The sequence below is a fragment of the Hymenobacter translucens genome, assembly GCF_020685205.1.
Lineage (GTDB): Bacteria > Bacteroidota > Bacteroidia > Cytophagales > Hymenobacteraceae > Hymenobacter > Hymenobacter translucens.
This window is the reverse complement of sequence record NZ_JAJERB010000010.1, coordinates 1-16648: the sequence shown is the minus strand read 5'-3', so window position 1 is coordinate 16648 and position 16648 is coordinate 1. Positions and strand designations below refer to the sequence as shown.

The 16648-nt window shown below is 54.8% G+C and carries 21 protein-coding genes; 9 read left to right on the top strand and 12 right to left on the bottom strand.

Annotated features, from left to right (window positions below; genetic code table 11):
* Positions 1 to 21: 21 nt before the first annotated feature.
* Positions 22 to 729 (bottom strand): hypothetical protein, encoded by a 708-nt coding sequence (locus tag LJY25_RS18640; protein WP_227609994.1) that lies wholly within the window; start codon positions 727 to 729, stop codon positions 22 to 24.
* 656 nt (positions 730 to 1385) lie between these two features.
* Between LJY25_RS18640 and LJY25_RS18635 the strand changes: the two genes are divergently transcribed.
* Together LJY25_RS18635 and LJY25_RS18630 are read left to right on the top strand one after the other, a co-directional pair.
* Positions 1386 to 1703: a hypothetical protein gene (locus LJY25_RS18635; protein ID WP_227609993.1), complete on the top strand. Its 318-nt coding sequence runs from the start codon at positions 1386 to 1388 to the stop codon at positions 1701 to 1703.
* A 113-nt stretch (positions 1704 to 1816) separates the two neighbouring features.
* On the top strand, positions 1817 to 2158 hold the full coding sequence (locus LJY25_RS18630) for a hypothetical protein (protein ID WP_227609992.1): 342 nt from the start codon (positions 1817 to 1819) through the stop codon (positions 2156 to 2158).
* A 9-nt stretch (positions 2159 to 2167) separates the two neighbouring features.
* Here LJY25_RS18630 and LJY25_RS18625 read toward each other — a convergent pair whose 3' ends face one another.
* The 4 genes from LJY25_RS18625 to LJY25_RS18610 form a co-directional block, all read right to left on the bottom strand.
* On the bottom strand, positions 2168 to 2455 hold the full coding sequence (locus LJY25_RS18625) for a hypothetical protein (RefSeq protein ID WP_227609991.1): 288 nt from the start codon (positions 2453 to 2455) through the stop codon (positions 2168 to 2170).
* Between the two features lie 145 nt (positions 2456 to 2600).
* On the bottom strand, positions 2601 to 3434 hold the full coding sequence (locus LJY25_RS18620; RefSeq protein WP_227609990.1) for an agmatine deiminase family protein: 834 nt from the start codon (positions 3432 to 3434) through the stop codon (positions 2601 to 2603).
* Entirely contained in the window at positions 3431 to 4447 is a 1017-nt protein-coding gene (locus LJY25_RS18615; RefSeq protein WP_227609989.1) for a hypothetical protein, read from the bottom strand. Before LJY25_RS18615 ends, LJY25_RS18620 begins: the two co-directional genes overlap by 4 nt.
* Positions 4448 to 4646: 199 nt before the next feature.
* Positions 4647 to 4937 carry a hypothetical protein gene (locus tag LJY25_RS18610; RefSeq protein ID WP_227609988.1) on the bottom strand — a complete coding sequence of 97 codons (291 nt, stop codon included), beginning with the start codon at positions 4935 to 4937 and terminating at the stop codon, positions 4647 to 4649.
* Positions 4938 to 5460: 523 nt separating this feature from the next.
* On the opposite strand from LJY25_RS18610, the gene LJY25_RS18605 reads away from it, so the two are divergent.
* Together LJY25_RS18605 and LJY25_RS18600 are read left to right on the top strand one after the other, a co-directional pair.
* Positions 5461 to 5853 carry a hypothetical protein gene (locus LJY25_RS18605; protein ID WP_227609987.1) on the top strand — a complete coding sequence of 131 codons (393 nt, stop codon included), beginning with the start codon at positions 5461 to 5463 and terminating at the stop codon, positions 5851 to 5853.
* 395 nt (positions 5854 to 6248) lie between these two features.
* Positions 6249 to 6497, top strand: a complete 249-nt coding sequence (locus LJY25_RS18600; RefSeq protein ID WP_227609986.1) for a hypothetical protein — start codon at positions 6249 to 6251, stop codon at positions 6495 to 6497.
* Positions 6498 to 6606: 109 nt separating this feature from the next.
* Here LJY25_RS18600 and LJY25_RS18595 read toward each other — a convergent pair whose 3' ends face one another.
* Both LJY25_RS18595 and LJY25_RS18590 read right to left on the bottom strand, forming a co-directional pair.
* The gene (locus LJY25_RS18595; protein WP_227609985.1) at positions 6607 to 7110 is read right to left on the bottom strand and encodes a M50 family metallopeptidase; all 504 of its coding nucleotides are present in this window, start codon (positions 7108 to 7110) and stop codon (positions 6607 to 6609) included.
* Positions 7111 to 7418: 308 nt separating this feature from the next.
* Entirely contained in the window at positions 7419 to 8561 is a 1143-nt protein-coding gene (locus LJY25_RS18590) for a replication initiation protein (RefSeq protein ID WP_227609984.1), read from the bottom strand.
* A gap of 1003 nt (positions 8562 to 9564) precedes the next feature.
* Here LJY25_RS18590 and LJY25_RS18585 point away from each other — a divergent pair.
* From LJY25_RS18585 to LJY25_RS18575, 3 genes are all read left to right on the top strand, one after another.
* On the top strand, positions 9565 to 9849 hold the full coding sequence (locus LJY25_RS18585; protein WP_227609983.1) for a helix-turn-helix domain-containing protein: 285 nt from the start codon (positions 9565 to 9567) through the stop codon (positions 9847 to 9849).
* Between the two features lie 68 nt (positions 9850 to 9917).
* Positions 9918 to 11084 (top strand): HNH endonuclease domain-containing protein, encoded by a 1167-nt coding sequence (locus LJY25_RS18580; protein WP_227609982.1) that lies wholly within the window; start codon positions 9918 to 9920, stop codon positions 11082 to 11084.
* Positions 11085 to 11087: 3 nt separating this feature from the next.
* On the top strand, positions 11088 to 11405 hold the full coding sequence (locus tag LJY25_RS18575; protein ID WP_227609981.1) for a nucleoside triphosphate pyrophosphohydrolase: 318 nt from the start codon (positions 11088 to 11090) through the stop codon (positions 11403 to 11405).
* A gap of 120 nt (positions 11406 to 11525) precedes the next feature.
* Here LJY25_RS18575 and LJY25_RS18570 read toward each other — a convergent pair whose 3' ends face one another.
* The 3 genes from LJY25_RS18570 to LJY25_RS18560 all read right to left on the bottom strand — a co-directional run bounded on the left by LJY25_RS18570 (position 11526) and on the right by LJY25_RS18560 (position 14160).
* Entirely contained in the window at positions 11526 to 11927 is a 402-nt protein-coding gene (locus LJY25_RS18570) for a hypothetical protein (protein WP_227609980.1), read from the bottom strand.
* 203 nt (positions 11928 to 12130) lie between these two features.
* Complete coding sequence (locus tag LJY25_RS18565) at positions 12131 to 12994, bottom strand: sigma-70 family RNA polymerase sigma factor (RefSeq protein ID WP_227609979.1); 864 nt, start codon at positions 12992 to 12994, stop codon at positions 12131 to 12133.
* Positions 12995 to 13335: 341 nt separating this feature from the next.
* Entirely contained in the window at positions 13336 to 14160 is an 825-nt protein-coding gene (locus tag LJY25_RS18560) for a DUF2971 domain-containing protein (RefSeq protein WP_227609978.1), read from the bottom strand.
* Between the two features lie 181 nt (positions 14161 to 14341).
* Between LJY25_RS18560 and LJY25_RS18555 the strand changes: the two genes are divergently transcribed.
* Together LJY25_RS18555 and LJY25_RS18550 are read left to right on the top strand one after the other, a co-directional pair.
* On the top strand, positions 14342 to 14677 hold the full coding sequence (locus LJY25_RS18555; RefSeq protein ID WP_227609977.1) for a hypothetical protein: 336 nt from the start codon (positions 14342 to 14344) through the stop codon (positions 14675 to 14677).
* Between the two features lie 46 nt (positions 14678 to 14723).
* Complete coding sequence (locus LJY25_RS18550) at positions 14724 to 15281, top strand: hypothetical protein (RefSeq protein WP_227609976.1); 558 nt, start codon at positions 14724 to 14726, stop codon at positions 15279 to 15281.
* Between the two features lie 68 nt (positions 15282 to 15349).
* Here the strand turns inward: LJY25_RS18550 and LJY25_RS18545 are convergent, their stop codons facing one another.
* Both LJY25_RS18545 and LJY25_RS21480 read right to left on the bottom strand, forming a co-directional pair.
* Positions 15350 to 16219, bottom strand: a complete 870-nt coding sequence (locus tag LJY25_RS18545; RefSeq protein WP_227609975.1) for a phospholipase D-like domain-containing protein — start codon at positions 16217 to 16219, stop codon at positions 15350 to 15352.
* A gap of 77 nt (positions 16220 to 16296) precedes the next feature.
* Positions 16297 to 16497 (bottom strand): transposase, encoded by a 201-nt coding sequence (locus LJY25_RS21480; RefSeq protein ID WP_227609974.1) that lies wholly within the window; start codon positions 16495 to 16497, stop codon positions 16297 to 16299.
* Positions 16498 to 16648 lie beyond the last annotated feature (151 nt).

Here is a 16648-nt window from a genome sequence, read left to right as displayed (position 1 = left end):
CATTTGAGGAACGCTGGGGAATTACATGCTCTGCAGCCAGGCGCGGCCCGAGGCCTGAGACCCGTCTCCCTTGGAGGCCAAGAGTAAGCGGCCCGGAGCCACAAAGCGAATGCGCTCGGGCTGCTCATGCGGAGCCAGCGTTTGCCAGTGGCCCCCGGGAAAGGCAGTGCGGCGGCGTAGGTCCACCTCTGGACAATCGGCTTCCGCGCTTGGCACGGGAGCAGGTGGGGATGGAAACGCCTGCAAATCGACGTACAGCAGCGCCCCACTGCAGGCCAGCACCAACTTATGGTCCTGCAGGGCCAGGTCAAACGGACGTTCATCCAGGGACGGTGACTCACCGGCTAGTTCCTGGTCCCAGATTTCAGTACGGGACTGTTCAAACGCAAACACTACTACCGGTGCCCAGTCCCCTCGCCGCAGCACCGAGACGTAGATGCCCACCCCGCCCTCACCGGCGCTTGTGGAAAGCAATGCCACGTAACCAGCGCTCATTTGGCCTTTCTCGATGTGCTCATACACCCGACTGAAAGGCAGTTCCACAACCTGCGGGTCTGCAGGCAGGCAGCCATCCGACGGCCAAGGATAAACGAACAGGTACTTGGGAAAGACAATGTTGTCAACCAGGACCAGGTTCTGGTCATCGGCTAGTACATCGTCAATCGCCTTGCCCGGCTCGCAGGGACCGGGCAGGACCAGCGGCTCCCATCGGGGCTGCTCTTCGCGCATGTCCAGCCGCCCACCAGTCGCGCCGGCACGGACTGCTGACCGGCGTGGCCAGGCGAAAGCTCCGCCCACATAGAGATACGGCCCGTGCAGGGCTAGAGCGCACACCTTCAGGTGGGGCGGCAGGACCAAATCGGGCTGGCGAACCAATGACCCGTCCATTTCCAAACGGGCCCTGAATATCCGGGCCCGCGTAGCGCGGGCCGGCAACAGGCCTGCCACGTAATGCGCGCTAATAGCTGCTGGTTGGGCAAAATCAAACCCGAGCCGCGCCCCATACTCTATCACGTCACCCACTAGGTAGCCCAACCGAGCCCGGCCCGATGGCTCTGCTGCTGGCACTAGGAAAGGCGATGTATGCATGAGAAGCGAAAATGAGTGGGTGCGGGTGTGCTTCTTGTGGAAGACAGCGAGACGTTATAAAACGGTTTGTAAAGCTATTCCTCTTTCCACGTTGGTGCTGGAGCTACTGCAGAGTCGGCCTTTGACCAGGCCCACGTTCCCAAGGAGGACCGCACCCAGAGCCCGAAAAATGTGAACTGCATATCGCGAGAGCCGCGTATTCGGCCGCTACTCGGAGCAGGCTACAAAGAGGCGACTCTCGCAGCCTTTAAACCGCGTTTTTGCGGTGGCGCGGGCGTTTTTTCGTATCTTGTAGTATGAAAAATGCCTCCGAAAAAGTGCCGATTCCGCCTCATGTGGCCGATTTTAGAACCGCCCATTTGCAGCCGGTCATCGACTTTCTGAAAGCCCAGGGCAACGAGCCGAGCACCGGCGACCAGTTTCATTACAACCGCGACGGCTTGGGTGTGTATGGCTTCGCGCAGCCGCTCGATACGCAGCTCCTACAGGAGCACTTCGACTTTCCGCCCAGCATCTCACTTTCCGCCGATGGCTTGCACGACAGCCGCCATTTTGTGCGGATTCAGCACACGCCCGACCTGCCGGTGCGCCGTTTTTCCTTTGAAGCATCCTGATGTGCTATACGCCCCAATTCCACGAGGAAGAACAGACCCCCGCGCAGCGGTGGGAGACGGTGCGATGGGCTATTTGTATAGGGGCCAGCGACCGGGCTGTGCCCTCCCGGGAAATGGCGCAGCTGCAATTGCGCTACATCGCGGGCGAGATTGACCAGGTGCAGGTGCACGACGAGTTGATGCGATGGTACCGGCCTGACGTGGCCCCAGCGGCCGACGTGCGCCCGCTGCCGCCCGAGCAGCCCGGCCGGGTGTATCCCTACGCGGCAGAAATGGTTGCCCTAATGCAGGAAATGAACGAGCTGCCGCCTTACGTGCCCTATACCGTGATGGACGAAACGGTGCCGTCGTTAGGCTCACCGTTTGAAGCTGACCAACCCATGTCAGACCTGTTTTCGCTGAGCGTACTACTCGATACGCCCGCTTTTCCTCCCGCCTCAGGGGGAACACCCTAAGTTTTTAAACTAGGATTTTGCGTATCGACTGCCAATCGACAATTCAGTGAGCTGGTCTGCTGGTGTAGATTGGATATAGGCAATTACAGCCTGTACACGCTCTAGTTCATCCCGTGCTTCATCGAAATTGCTGCCAGTTAGAGCGAAAGACGCCGTATATGCGGTCATATCGGTCGATTTAAGCATGCCATTGATAATGGCTTTATGTGCCTCATCAGTGCTTTGAACTTTGGATTCGAGCAATGGGAGCATTTTAACAAAACTATCTAAACGAGTCTGTTTTTGTTCTTCGGTCATAAGATGGATTTTTAGCGGTATTGCCGATTGAAAGGACAAGGTAGGTTTTAACTAAGGCTCACTGGATGCGCACAGCAAAAAGCTTCATAAACTTACCCCGAGAATGAGGCCCAGAATCGGAAAAGTACCACGCCTGCAGAGGTTCCTAATGCGTTTCCCACGTCACGCAGTGAAATACCCCGCCTTGCCTGGCGATGTCTTTCCCGTACAGTGGAATCAGGCCAAAGCCCGGGTATAGCTCCTCCAAACGGCGTAGCACCACTTCATCTTCCTTTTGCTGGTAAACGGGAACAATCAGGGTTCTGCCGACGCACAGGAAATTGATGTATTCGCCTACGGCTGACATATAATCAGCGTTTTGGTAGGGATTGTAGGGTAGGGGCACACAGTCAAAGCCAGCACGTCGTAGCGCCTTTTGCAAGCGCTGCCAGATGATGGGTTCCTCGCGTCGGCAGTCATTGATTAGAGCCGTTCGTTCATCGAGCAGCTGCACCAGCCCATCCGCGTGGCCCGTGAAATCGTCGGGGTGGGCTGGTATCAAATCAATCCGGTCTACTTCAAGGGCATTGGCCAGTGAGGCGAGTAGTTGGGAGCGGGGCACCGTTGGGTTTTCGCGCAGCACCTTATCCGACATAAGAACTCGGCCGAAACGGCTAACCACATTGCCACCGTCCACAACGAGTGGGCACTGCTCATATGGTAATCCTAGCTGCTGAACGAGTGTAGCACCGTCGGTAATGCTTGAATGCCACCGTTTGGGCCGTAGGTAGTCAGGGAAGTAGCGAAACTTCACCAACTGGCCGCTGGCCGTGAGTACGGGCATGTAATCCCGTGCCCAAATGTCACGGGTACCGGAGAGAGTTGCCACGTCGGCGCCACTGATGCGCAGCGCTTCCGTGAGAGCGGCAGCTGTTGCAGGATGCCGCTGCGCGAGGGTGTCGGCCAGGTAGAAGCGGCTAATGGGACTGGCCAGACTCATAGCCAGTTAGGCTTATAGCCAAGGATGCGGCGAACCGTGTCTGCGTCCATGTTCTGCTGCTGGCAAATTTTCTCCTTGTTCTTTAGGTGGAACAAGTAGCCTTCATCGGCCAGGAAGCGGTAGGGCCGCGATAGGTACGGTCGCGCCTGGTCTTCATCGTCAGGGCGGAAGGATAGCCCCACGCGGGCCGTGCGCCAGGGTGAAGCCGGCGCTTCCGTCGGGGTGGGGTTTTCTTCCAGGCCCAGGTAGGTTGCTCCATGCAGCGCGCTTCCCCAACTGGCTATCAGCGCCCGGGTCAGGAGCTGAGGTCCCATCAGGTAGGGGTAAGAAGGCGTCACCTCGTCGGTGGGGTCTCTGCTCAGCAATTGGAGCCCACGCAGCAGGATGCCGCCGAAGCTGTTGGTGTCCCGGTCTCCGAAGGTCAAGTCCAGACTGGTGGCTTGGTTGAAATACCAGTGCAGGTGCTTTAGCTGCTCAGCCCCCTTGTGCACGTAGGGGTCGGGGTGGTTTCGGCTGTGGTAGTAAAACTCCAGTTCGGTGATGCGGAATGTTTTTGACTCAGTCCGAACAATGAGCTGGTTCTGCAGCGTGGCCGCTATCTCTGTAAAGAAATAGTCCACGTCCTCCGGTTGCGCCTCATGAATCTGCTGCGTCAGGTGGTGGAGCCATTCTTGCGGCCTCCCGTGGTTGCGGCGGTCGGTAGCTAGTAAGTACTCGCTGAACTCAGCTGCGAAGGGTACTTGCTGCTCAATCAAATAGCGCGTCTTGGGCAGTCTCCCCGCCAGGGCAGTGTGGTAGTACTGGCAAATGAACCCTCCTAGCTCGGGAGAGTTGGCTACGCGCAGACCTTCTAACAACTCGGGCAAAGAAGCCTGGTCGGTAAGCCAGCACTCGTCATACAGGAAGTAGGTGTAGGTGGACGAGGGCAGCTCGGCTTGGGTGATGACACGGCTGGCCGGCAGGTGAGCAGCTTTCCCTTCTTTTAAAGCATCAATTTGGCGGGGTGAGAACATGTGTGGTTGTGGGCTAGAATGATGAGTAGCGCCACAACATTACAGCAGGAAAAAGCCCCTTCCTAACGAATTAGGAGTATTTCATAATTGAGTTAAGTTGCTGTTTTTGTAGCAATTATAACTTTCATAATTGCTACAATAGCAATTATGAAAAACAGGATTTGTTCGTCATCCTTGAGGAGGCGAGATGCTCACCGCATCAAGGCTGGTCCTCCTCCTCCAACTCCAGATTGTTGAGGTTAAGAAGGGAATCACAGGTTTTCTCAACACTGGTAAGCAGCGAGGTTAGGAGCTGGACATTCGTGTCGCTGCAGCTTTCCAATAGTTCTTTTGAGAAGGTATGGACTTCCCCTACCTCCACCGTGTCGGACCAATCCTTCAACTCATTGGTGATAGCTACCTGAAAAGTGGCGTCAAACAGCAATTCGCGAATGTGAATCAGCTTAGCCGCAGCATCAGTTAAGCTCTGCTTGTATGGGTCCAGAATCATAAGGCTAAAGCGGGGGATATGGTGGGTAAGTACCTATCGACAAATGCTGAAGCGAAGCTAGTGCTTTGGTAACGCTTCCGATTTGGTAGATGCTTTAAGCAATGACTCCCTAAGGACCCGGCTCCTATCCGAATGTCAGCCTTGCTGCCCAAATGAAATGGGGCAGTTGGGGAAAAAGCTGCGCAGCAGGAGTCAATATCCAGGTGGGCTAGGCATTCTTGAACTGCCCTTGTCATGCTTAATTATTTGTATTTAATACAAACAATAATTGTATAAAATGCAACTTGTGGGGGTCTGTTTTCGTTTAATAATTATAAGAAACGGACGTAAAAACAGTCTTCAGTTATGTTCTACGACGCTTTTGAGCTTGCCCCTGGAGAGGTGCCAGCGGACCGCTACGACCCGGCTGACGAGCAACTGCAACAGTGCCCTAGCCCCGCAGCCGACGAGTTGACCGAGTGGGATACTGACCCCTGGTTCGAGTCAGGTTTTTCTCTTCTCATTTCTTCCCAACAGCCCCGCCATGAATACCACCCGCGCCTTCCGTCCCGCCCGCCGCATTCCCGCTGACCGTTTGGCCCTAATGCGCGCCAAGTCCGCCGCTGCCGCCCAGGCCCGCGAGGACGCCTACCAGCAATCCCTGGCCCCGGTTGAGGAGTTTGCCGCTGCTCCCCGCCTGAGCATGCTTCCTGGTGGGCTGCATTGGTCGGCCCAGCGGCCGGTGCCCGCCGTGGGAACCCAAGTGGACGTGTACCAGAGTGGGCGGCGCGACGTGGTGAAGGTGCTTGGTTATTGCCACGCGGCCGGCTTTTTGGGCCTTGTGACCGAGCCGTACCACCCCGGCAGTACGCGCTCCCGCAAGATGCACCCCCGCGCCCGGTGCGTGTTCGGCAGCCAATTAGTTCAGGCCGCTTAGTCCCCTGCTTTCCTCACTTCTTTCTTTCCCGCGATATGATGATTACTCCCGCCCCCGCCCCGAAGCAGCCCGAAATCAGTTCCTCGCAGTGGCTCAACTCCGTGACCCCTTGCCCGCAGTGGGTAGGCTATCCAACTCGGCTGAGCTTGCCAATAGACTTGGATTGGTCTGGTGATACGGCAGTGCCCGAAATTGGCTCCCGCGTTCATATTTACATGAATGGCTTTGGCCCGGCCGAGGTGAAAGCGTATTTCCATGCTGATGGGTATTTAGGCGTAATCTGCCAGCCAGACGAAATGCCGGAATGGTACCAGAAACAAGCCCCGGGCATTACGTTAGGTCACTTTTTTGGCCGCGAGTTAGAGCCTCGCACGCCAACGCCGGCCGGTGTAGTATTGCCGCGCCCGCTGGACGAGTTGGGCCGCTTGTCGGACCAGCTAGACGCCGCGCACGCGGCCAACGGCAACGACCCCTGCATCAACCGGGCCGACGAGTGGATACCGGACTACCCCGACGACAACCAGGACCGCGAGGAGTACCCTGAGCACCCCGAGGACGAGCAGCGCGACTACCCGGAGGAAAACTACCAAGATGCCGAAGCGGAGGCGTTAGGGGAGCTTTACAATAGCCAGTATGAGGATTAAACCTGCTGGCCATTCCGAATCAGTTCAGCCGTTTAGCACATCCATTGCCAGCACCTTATGGTAACCAGACTTTTAACCAAGGCCATTACACCTTCTCTTCAGCGGTAGTTTACCCCTGCTTGCTGATTCTCAGCCGACGCCAAGCGTCCCGGATTTTCCAACCGTCACTGGGTGTATCATACGCTTGCAGCTCTGGTTTGAGGTTAACTAAGTCCATCACGAGGTAGAACACTGATACACAAGCTGCCGCGATGTTGACGGCGGTGGTTTCGGTAAGATTCACTGCATAGATAGCAAACACTAGTGCCATTAAAGCGCCGCTTATCGGCCCCGCTAGGTTGAAGATGATTTGCTTAATTGGGTGCTGACTGAATGGAACCCCTGATGTGGTGACATACGACAACAGGCTATTCGCTGCCAAATAGAACTTGGTGCCACCCAAGGTAAACAGAGGCTTTACCGGGCCTTTTCTCAGGTCGGTTACAATCACGACTTGGTGGATGGTTAAGCCCACTAACTTACCTGCTATGGCATGCCCTAGCTCATGGGCCAGGGCGTTAATGATAAAGGATAAGGGAATGAGAAATAGCAGTAATAGTGTATCGGCAAGCATAGAGCGTTGGGCTTGATTAGAAGTCCGGTACAGATGCTACATCTCCCTTTTGGACAATAGTTGCAGCAGCCGCAGGAGGCAAATAGGCATAGGGAATAGCATTCTGCTGCCTGAGCCAATCGTGAGCCAATTCATCTATTGGAAAAAGTGTCTCCACAGCGCTCATTCAAGCATTTGCTCTAATGTATTGGCTTGTGGTGAGCCAATCATGGGCCAATCAACCGGTACCTCGTCCCGGCTTCGTGGGACTCGGTGTTCGGCTGTTCGCCGGCGGTGCTTATGAGTGACGTAAACGGGCGAAGGTTATGCTAGAGGTTTAGGGCTTGCTGCACGATTAATTGAGCCTCTGCGGCCTCCTTCTTTGCCTCCAGCTTGGCTTGCTTGGCATCTTCCAGCGCCTGTTTACCAGCCCGTACAAAGGCGGCGTTGCAGTAGCGGAGCTTGTCATCAATGTGGCGGTTCGAGCGGTTCTTCAGGTCCCAGGCCCGCAGCAGCTCCAAAGCCCCCTCCTGCTTAAGGATGGGCGCGTATTTGACGATGTTCGCATCGGTCACTTTCCACTCCCGGAGCCGCTGAATGATGCTGCCGGTCGCCGAGTTTTCCAGCCATGATTCTGGAATGTCCTTCAGCGTCGGTCCTTTCTTCAAATCAAACCGAAAGCGAATGATTTTCTTCCGTCCCCGGGTAGGCCGGGTCGTTTCGTAGATGGGGGTGAAGGTAAACTCGTAGTCGGTGCCGGCTAGCTCCTTTTCCGGCTCCTTCATGGTATTATCAATTAGCAGCTTTGTGTTCGGGTACTTCAGGAGCGGCTCCCCGTCTTTGCCCTTCTTGACCTGGCCGCGCTTATCGTACTCGTGCCAGCAGTCCATGTACTGCCGGTATTCCTCCACCGGGACCTCCCAGCGTCCTTTGTCCTGCCAGGCTGCCAGAATCTCAAAAAAGCGCATGCTGTACCAGCTTTTCAGGTTCATGTAGCCGTGCAGCGGAAACTTGCTGTAGTGGGCGGCCTTCACCAGGTAAGGGGCCAGCTGCGGGTTGAGCAGGATGGTGATGATACCATCCTTGTAGCCGACCCGCTGCTCTTTGGTGGTATCAAGCAGGTGCCGGAAGTACCATTCCTTACGGTCAATGCTCTCAAACTCCCACTTCATATCGGCCAGCTCGTAGAGCGCGCCCTTGATTTTGGAGTAAGCCGTATCGGCATCGATGTCGGTCCCTTCGATAATGGAAGAGATGTGCAGCTGATAGAACTCCCGCAACTGGTAGTCATTGTCACGGATTTGGTCGATGACCCGCGCCATGATGCGCTTGCCATAAACAGAAATCTTCTTCTGATGGGCAAAGGTGACGTTCCAGTGCTGCTTGACTTCGCCCCGATATTCGGGCTCATACTTGAGGCCCAGCTCCAGCATCGGCGTGGAGGGGGCGCGGGAAATGCGTTTATCGGCCATAGGAGGATAGCTGCAGCAGTGGTCCTTTCCTACGCAAGGTAGCAAACAAAGTCTAATACGCTAAGGTGTAGATTTTGCCACCTTACCTTTTAGATAGACGTCAACCGCACCGCTATTAGATGGGCTCCTGCACCTGTCCAAACCTTAGCTTTTGAAGGGCGAGGTCCCACGATATATCTGAGATAGCACCTGTCCAAACCTTACTTTTTGAGGCCTGTGAGTGTGGATAAGTACCTGTCCAAACCTTAGCTTTTGCCTGTCTAAATCTTACTTTTCTAAGGTGATAACCTGTCCAAACCTTAGCTTAAGATGCCTCAGCACCTGTCCGAAGCTTAGTCTTTACCTGTCCAGAACTTAGCCTTTGGCCGTTTACTCCTTATAGTAAACTAGTATGTTCTTTTTAACTATTCAGTGAAAAAACAACTACCTAGTTTGCCGGAACAGAAAGGTATATAAAGCTCGTAGGGATGTACCCCAAGGGCACAAGGGGAACAAAAAACAAAGTCCAAAAAGGTAAAAAACAGTGATTGCACTTTTCTACTATTTTATACTACTATTCTTATAATGGCAAGCTTATTTACTACGCCTCTAAGCTAAGACCTAAACTTATCATTTGACCCTCTTCTATCTCCATGAAGCAGAGGCGCCCCAACGAGCCAGCAGGTAGCGCCCGCTTTCCCCATGGCCTCTAAAAAGCCCACACAGCGCCCACACACTGCGCAAGACCTTCGATTAAGGGAAAGCCACGCGGCTAACGTTTCGAGTGCTGCAGAACGCAAATACGGATACAGCAGCGAGCTATTGCTTCTGAAGGCTATTAAAGTATTACAAATGGCCTTAGAGGCATCACTAAGCGCGTTTATACCATTAACCGAGGCATTGCTTATATCACCAAATAGTTCGAAGTAAAGCCCCGGGCGTTGTAGCAATGCCAGGGGTTCAGAAGCGAGACCATACCTTAACTTCCTGCCAGCACAAATGGGAATGTTCAAACTTAGATGTGATGCAAGCTTTCTTATTGATTCCGGAATCAGAGTGGAAAGAGGTCTTGGAACGCCTGGTGCGTCTGGAAGAGGCCGAGCAACAAAGGACCAAGGAAAAGGAGGCGCTACCAGCAGACGAAATCCTGAATGTGCGTCAAGCGGCCGCCCTGCTGAAGGTGACCCCAGGAGGCCTTCGCAGGGCCCGACGTGCCGGCCGGGTTAAAGGCGTACGCATTAACGAAAAGGAATGGGGCTTCTACACCTCTGAATTACACCGCTACTTGAATCGCTACAACAGAATGTGAAAGGATGGGCTGAATGCGCACTGCGTGCCCGCTGCCATTCATATGGTCTCCGATAATTTTTCAGCCCTATGCCTGTCCTTCCAGGTGAGCAGTCTATTGCCACCATCCTCAAGCACGACAACAAAACCACTAGCTACAAAATAGCGCTGCTCCGAGCCATCAACGACGTGGTACTGATGTACCCCGATGTGGCCCACCAGGGCCAGCCCGTAGCCGTGCCGTTGAATCGCCTGGCCGAGCTGTGGGTCGCCTACTACTGGCCCTTCGCCGATGCTCAATTCCCCATCTACCAGGGTGCCCGGGCCATTCGTAGCGAAGCCATGCGCAACGACATCGCCTTCCGCCCGGCCCTCACCAACCTGCGAACTGAGTGGCAGCAGTTGGTGCAGCTCGCGCCCCAGCCCGCCGACGGCTTCTTTCTGCTCACGGAGATGCGCACGCCCCGCCGGCGGGCCACGTACTCCCCCGCGCTGCAGCAGGCTTACCGGCAAGCCGTAGCCGCCACGGCCAAAGCCATTCAGATGCCCATTAAGTACGCCGGCCCGGGCCACTGGTCGTTATTTGATGCCCCTACCCGCTATGACCAGCTGCCGCCCTCAGTCCTGCCATTGCCCGGTACCCAGCCCCAGGATACCTGTGTCGTGGTGCCGGCCAGCTTGTGGGAAGCCTTTCACCGGCTTTCGCTCTATGTGGAAGCCCTCTGCCTGCACGAGTGGTGCTTGTTTACCGAAGGTGTCACCCAGGATAACGACCGCCAAGCTGCCCGCGGGGAGGTCTACACCCTGCTCACTGCCCGCCCCGACAACCGCCGCCCGCTTTCATGGGAGCGCAACCAGGTCGACATACTGCTGCACGAAAACCACTATTTCACCTGCCCCTGGACGCAGAAGCGCCTCACCCAGCCGCAACACTACGACCTCGACCATCTGCTGCCATTAGCCGTGTATCCCGTCAACGAGCTGTGGAACCTGCTGCCCGTCGACCGCGAATTCAACCAGCATACCAAACGCGACAAAGTACCCGACGCCAAGCGCCTGGCCGCCGCTGAGCCCTTACTGGCTGCCGCTTATAGTACCTATCACCTTTCGCCAGCGCTGCAGAAAGCCGTGCGTGAGGATGCCGCTCTGCGCTTTGCCGGCCTGAGCACCGACCATACCTTCGCCGCTACCCTGGCCAGCCGCGCCGTGCGTTTCATCGACGACGTGGCCGCCGCCCGCTACATCCAGCGCTTCTAGCCCATGCAGTACCATAAGCTCATCCGCGACCACATCCCCACCATCATTGCGGAGTCCGGCCGCCAGTGCCGCACTACAGCCCTCACTGAGCCAGCATTCCGAGCCGCCCTGCTGACCAAGCTGGTCGAGGAAGCAGAGGAAGCCCAGGCTGCAAGCCCCGAAGAGCTACTAACCGAGCTGGCCGACGTTCTGGAGGTGTTTGATACCATCCTTGCCACGCACGGCTTCACCCTGACTCAGGTCCGCGAACTACAGCGGCAACGCCGCCTAACCCGCGGTGGTTTTGAATGCCGACTTCAACTCGATTGGGTAGGGGAGTAGAACTGCGTCCAATCTGCAGATATGAATGCACTCTCCATAGCCGCCCATGTTCGAATCTAAAGCGGGAGCCCACTTTCGTTAAACAGCCTGAGTGGCAGAGCTAATATTAACGCGACTACTTTACTTGTAAAGTGGGTCCGCGTCGAAGTCAGCCAAGTCCTGTTTGAAGCGTTCCAGGCGACCTAAAGTACTCAAAAAGAGCATGTAGCGCACCTTGCCTCGTATCGGTCCCACGTCGAAGCCCAGCAGCATGGCCTGGTAGCCGAATACCCCCAACAGACTCTGAATCAATTTGGGCTCCTGCTTGGCGAGAGGACCATAATACACGCGGTGAAGCTGGTCGGCGTCGATGGCAAGGTTTAAGTCCGTGCAGCACGCCAACAGGCCTGGCAACCCAGCCGGCTCATACGAGCGAAGGTGACCACGCACCAAGCGCAGCGCGTCCTCGTAGGTCACGCCTAGAGTCGCATCAAACGTGGGAAATTCAACTTCGAACTCGTCATCAGAATTATCATCAAACATAGAGCAAGGGCAGAGCAGTGGAACGGAGTTTCAAAAAAAGCCCGCCGCACCATTACAGCGAGTCGGGCTTTCGGGGCGCTCCTATGAGCACTGTAAATTTGGGTGTTTTTAAACAAATAGGGGAAATCCTCCGCGTCGCCGGTTTCCCGGTTTGTTTAGCAATCCCCCGGGCCGGAAGGGGGCCGTTGGGTAGACCGCAGCGGTTAGCCCAGGTACGGTTTCAGTGCTTTCGAGCGCGTAGTGTGCTTGAGGCGACGAATGGCCTTCTCCTTTATCTGCCGCACCCGCTCGCGGGTCAGGCCGAACTGCTCGCCAATCTCTTCCAACGTCCGCGCCGCGTGACCATTCAGCCCGAAGTGGAGCGTCACCACATCCGCCTCGCGCATGGTCAAGGTCGAGAGGGCCCGCTGGACCTCCCGGCGCAGCGAATCGTTCAGCAGGGCAGCATCAGGGCTTTCCGCGTCCTCGTTCGCCATCACGTCGAGCAGGCGGTTTTCCTCGCCCTGCACGAAGGGCGCATCCATCGAGACGTGGCGGCCGGAGATTTTGAGCGTGTCCACCACTTCGGAGGTGCTCAACTCCAGCAGCTCGGCAATCTCGTCGGGCGAGGGCTCGCGCTCAAACTTCTGCTCCAGCTCCGCGAACGAGCGGCTGATTTTATTCAGCGAGCCCACCCGGTTTAGGGGTAGGCGCACGATGCGGCTCTGCTCGGCCAGGGCTTGCAGGATGCTCTGGCGAATCCACCACACGGCGTACGAGATGAACTTGAAGCCTTTCGTTTCATCGAAGCGCTTGGCGGCTTTGATTAGCCCCAGGTTACCCTCGTTGATGAGGTCGCCCAGGGTCAGGCCCTGGTTCTGGTACTGCTTGGACACTGATACGACGAAGCGCAGGTTAGCCTTGGTCAGCTTTTCGAGGGCCATCTGGTCGCCCTCGCGAATGCGCTGGGCCAGCTCGACTTCCTCGTTTATCGACACCATGCTCACTTTGCTAATCTCCTGCAGGTACTTGTCCAGAGACTGGCTTTCGCGGTTGGTAATCTGTTTGCTGATTTTGAGCTGTCTCATGCGGTAACGCTACTACTTGTTTTGGTTTCTGAATGGGGAAGAACCCATCCCTGGCACTTGGCACTGCGGCCGGGTCCAATGGGTATCAAGATGCTGGCCTGCGGAAAGGTTCACGACGAGCGTGAAGTCCCGGTTCTGGCTGGCAACTGCTGGTGCTCCCCGAAATCGGCAGCGCAGCCGAATCCGCTTCACTGGTTGCAGGGAAGTACTCGGGACATACCCAGAAGTAGGCGTAAGCAAGCCATTCATTTAACGCTTGTAGCAAACGTTTAACCAAGGCCCTAATAAACCGTAGCCTGATACCTGTCGACTGTTCTATAGTGAATTAGGATTGTGACACCTCAGCTAATCGTAATTGAGCCGTTGGCATTCAAAGAAGCCTGCCTCATCAACACATGAGGCAGCTCACTTGCTATTAAGGTGGTTAGTGCTTGTTTTTCGTTGTCTGGCATCAAAGCACCAAGTATAACTTCTTTTATGGCTGCTTTTGGAAGCTTAATGGTTCTATCTGAATTAGTTGCGTTCTTCGTGAAGAATAGCTTTTGCGCTCTGTATTCTTGTTCGAATTCCCATTTTTCTTCCTTGGAATAAACCTGAGTTACTATTTGCTCTTCGATTGAGTGCCTCGGGCTTGGATAAATTATAGGTAACGTTTTATAGTAGTTGACTTTCCCGCCGCCACCAAAAAAACGGAATGTAAGTCTGGAGTCAAAACCTACACATATGCCCGTATGGCCACCAGAGTATTTCGCCCACATTTCGGGTAGCGCATTCTTCTCCGTAAGGCTTAGTACCCCAAACCGATTGCATAATTGCACAAACATCTGCTCCATGTATTCCTTCACCGATGTTTTGTCTCTCAGTGGGCTTTTCTCAAACCAATGAACAGCAAATGCTTTGTGCTGCTCGGGAGTGAAATTTGGGTGACGTTCTAAAGAATCGGCTAAATACCTCTCATAAATTTCATCGTCTGTAAGGAGGTCATACCGGGTCAGGTTTTTGCAGTCTACAGGGTCTTCGAATGTCAGGGGCGAAGCAAAAAAGACTTCCTGATGCGTTAGGATGGTTTTGTGAAAAGGATGAGAATCATCCCAAAACCTATACTTATATACGATATCCGGTAACTCAATTTTATCAAGTGATGTCTGCTGAGTGAAAATCGCCATGGATTAAATTGTCAGGATAGATGTACTAACATGCTCAATAAGGTATCTCGCTCCCGGTGGTTCAATTGAAAAAATTCAGAGTGCCAATTCTAAACGTGGACCACAGAAGCTCTTCTAACAACACCCAAATTTACGGAGCCAACCGGTCAGTATTACCTCGTTTCCTTCAGAGGGGCCTCCCATGACCAACTCCTATACGCCATACCCCAACTACCGTAAGCCGCGCTCGGAGGAAAATGAATGGTTCAGTACTACAATTTTTCTAGGTAAGACGAAGGAAGGATTGGCCATCGTCGCGTTGGGTCTGCACAAGACCCTGGAACCGCGGACAGTGGAAGCACTCGTCATCGACCGGCAGGATGCTCCTGGGGAGAAGCCGATGCTGCTTGGCCGGCTATTAAAGTTTGACCCCTACTTTGATTTGGTGTTTGACCAGAAAGCCCTGCAGTACCTGCGGCAAGAGCATGGCATGTGGGTAGGAAAGCCCCGGCCGGCCCGCCGTTGGCGGACAGACTAAATCCAGCAGACGCTATACTTTAACCGAAATCCTGTCACCTTGCGCTATGAGCTTGACCTATCCCAGCCTATTGAGGCCCACCACGACGGAAGTCCTTATGAGCGATGGCCGGGAGTTGACCGTCCCGAAAGTTGAGTTGCAGCTGCGCCGGTGGGCTGGTGCTCCCATCAGCAACACCTTCGGCAACAAACCGCTGATTGACTTCGGTGGCCGGCCGGTTTTCGCCGAACTCTGCGTGTTCGAGCTGGTCCGATTATCCGGCTGGCAGGCCCGGTGGGTAGAAACCTACGGGGCCGGGGCCATGACTCCCAACCATTTTACTACTTGGGCCGATGCTGGACTAAGCGGCCAGCAGCACGAGCCAATCACTGACCCCAGGATTCATGACCTTCTGCAAAAAATTGCGCAGGCCAACGGCAACAGCTACGCCGGGTGTTGGGATGTTGTTGGCTGGAGCAGCGAAGCCATTATGTTTGCTGAACTCAAACGCCTTAAAAAAGACCGAATCCGAGCCACGCAGCCGCGTTGGTTGGAAGCAGGCTTGCAGATGGGCTTGCAGCCAGATAATTTCCTGTTAGTCGAGTGGGACTTGAGCGGCGAATAAGCAACTGCGATGCCTCTTTTTGGCTGACCTGAGTGAGTAAATCTTCCCTACGGAAGCACGAGCACTGCTTACAAGTGGGGTAGAACCTTCTCAATGGCTTGTAGCTGGTAGGCGGCTACTACTGCTTCATCCGTGTAGTCAAAGCTCTTGGCTGCGTAAATCTGAAGAACGTCGCGGTTCCAATAGCAGCGGTAATCCGCTAGGAGCCTATCAATGCTTTCCTGCTTGCTCTTCTTGAAGGATTGGTATTCGTAACTCTTGGCGAAGTCAAAGCGAATCGCACCGTCGTATTTGAAGTGAATGCCCTTCCGGGGAAAGTCAGGCGCGTTTATAGTAGAGGAGGAACCGCCACCAAATGCGTGCGCAACGGTTTCGTAAGTGAATTGGTCGGGGTTAGAAGTCAGTTTTTTGAGCAATTCATAGACGAGCCTAGATTTGAGGGCGTAATCAAACTCTTTGGCCGCAGCCGCAGTGGGGCCTTTGGTGGGTTCGCCTGCAGATTTCGGTTCAGAGACAACCCGTGCTGCCGCGATAATAGACTGAGCTTCGGCCAGGGCATCGGCGAAACAGGTTGAATCTTCCCGCCGGGTTAGGACGATGCCCATTTCCCGATTGTTCTTCTCAGAGAACTCGTACAGGTTCATGGAGCTGACAATCAAGGTTGACTCGTTGTAGTAGCACTTGGCGTGCAGGTTCTCCAAGTAGAGCAGCGAGAGGTTGGAAAACGTGTCGAGCTGCTTCTTTTCACTCGGCTTCAGCTCTGATTTGCCATACACTAGCTTGACATGCACCCCCCGCTGATTGGCTTCGGCGAGCCGTTCCGAAAGAATCCGGCTAAGCTTCAGGTAAGGCGTAATCAATACCAGTTCTTTCTTCGCCTTTTTAATGATTTCCTCAATGAAATGAGAAGTGCCCGACGTCGTCAGAAACTGTGGCATGGAAGGGGGAACGTAGCAGTAAAGGAATGAGAGTACAAGTGGCCTAAAGGTCGCGTTAGAACAGTAGATAGGCCTTCTTATAGCAGCGGGGAGATAAAATTACTGTAAGCCGTTTCCAGTGGCTTTCGCAGGCTGCGCAGCCCATTGGGCTGCACCTCTACTTGGCTGGGGAAGGTGTACTTGCCTAGGCAGTTAATGTGCTCGTAACGAGCGGGCGAGAGGCGCGTTAGGTCTTCATCGCGCACCTCGATACCCTCCGCTCGTAGCGTTTGTACCACCTGTTGCACGTTTTGCGAGACACCCCAACTCGCCCGAAATTCGACCAATTGTCCTTAACGTTGTTTTCTGTTCTTACTCTCGTATGATTGCGTGGCCTCAAGGTGAGGCCAGCCGGAAAAGGAAACGGGGACATCATCCTACTCTAAGCGC

Coding starts and splice junctions, on each gene's coding strand:
- LJY25_RS18640 (WP_227609994.1), bottom strand. CDS start 729: ATGCGCGAAGAGCAGCCCCGATGGGAGCCGCTGGTCCTGCCCGGTCCC.
- LJY25_RS18635 (WP_227609993.1), top strand. CDS start 1,386: ATGAAAAATGCCTCCGAAAAAGTGCCGATTCCGCCTCATGTGGCCGAT.
- LJY25_RS18630 (WP_227609992.1), top strand. CDS start 1,817: ATGGCGCAGCTGCAATTGCGCTACATCGCGGGCGAGATTGACCAGGTG.
- LJY25_RS18625 (WP_227609991.1), bottom strand. CDS start 2,455: ATGACCGAAGAACAAAAACAGACTCGTTTAGATAGTTTTGTTAAAATG.
- LJY25_RS18620 (WP_227609990.1), bottom strand. CDS start 3,434: ATGAGTCTGGCCAGTCCCATTAGCCGCTTCTACCTGGCCGACACCCTC.
- LJY25_RS18615 (WP_227609989.1), bottom strand. CDS start 4,447: ATGTTCTCACCCCGCCAAATTGATGCTTTAAAAGAAGGGAAAGCTGCT.
- LJY25_RS18610 (WP_227609988.1), bottom strand. CDS start 4,937: ATGATTCTGGACCCATACAAGCAGAGCTTAACTGATGCTGCGGCTAAG.
- LJY25_RS18605 (WP_227609987.1), top strand. CDS start 5,461: ATGAATACCACCCGCGCCTTCCGTCCCGCCCGCCGCATTCCCGCTGAC.
- LJY25_RS18595 (WP_227609985.1), bottom strand. CDS start 7,110: ATGCTTGCCGATACACTATTACTGCTATTTCTCATTCCCTTATCCTTT.
- LJY25_RS18590 (WP_227609984.1), bottom strand. CDS start 8,561: ATGGCCGATAAACGCATTTCCCGCGCCCCCTCCACGCCGATGCTGGAG.
- LJY25_RS18585 (WP_227609983.1), top strand. CDS start 9,565: ATGCAAGCTTTCTTATTGATTCCGGAATCAGAGTGGAAAGAGGTCTTG.
- LJY25_RS18580 (WP_227609982.1), top strand. CDS start 9,918: ATGCCTGTCCTTCCAGGTGAGCAGTCTATTGCCACCATCCTCAAGCAC.
- LJY25_RS18575 (WP_227609981.1), top strand. CDS start 11,088: ATGCAGTACCATAAGCTCATCCGCGACCACATCCCCACCATCATTGCG.
- LJY25_RS18570 (WP_227609980.1), bottom strand. CDS start 11,927: ATGTTTGATGATAATTCTGATGACGAGTTCGAAGTTGAATTTCCCACG.
- LJY25_RS18565 (WP_227609979.1), bottom strand. CDS start 12,994: ATGAGACAGCTCAAAATCAGCAAACAGATTACCAACCGCGAAAGCCAG.
- LJY25_RS18560 (WP_227609978.1), bottom strand. CDS start 14,160: ATGGCGATTTTCACTCAGCAGACATCACTTGATAAAATTGAGTTACCG.
- LJY25_RS18555 (WP_227609977.1), top strand. CDS start 14,342: ATGACCAACTCCTATACGCCATACCCCAACTACCGTAAGCCGCGCTCG.
- LJY25_RS18550 (WP_227609976.1), top strand. CDS start 14,724: ATGAGCTTGACCTATCCCAGCCTATTGAGGCCCACCACGACGGAAGTC.
- LJY25_RS18545 (WP_227609975.1), bottom strand. CDS start 16,219: ATGCCACAGTTTCTGACGACGTCGGGCACTTCTCATTTCATTGAGGAA.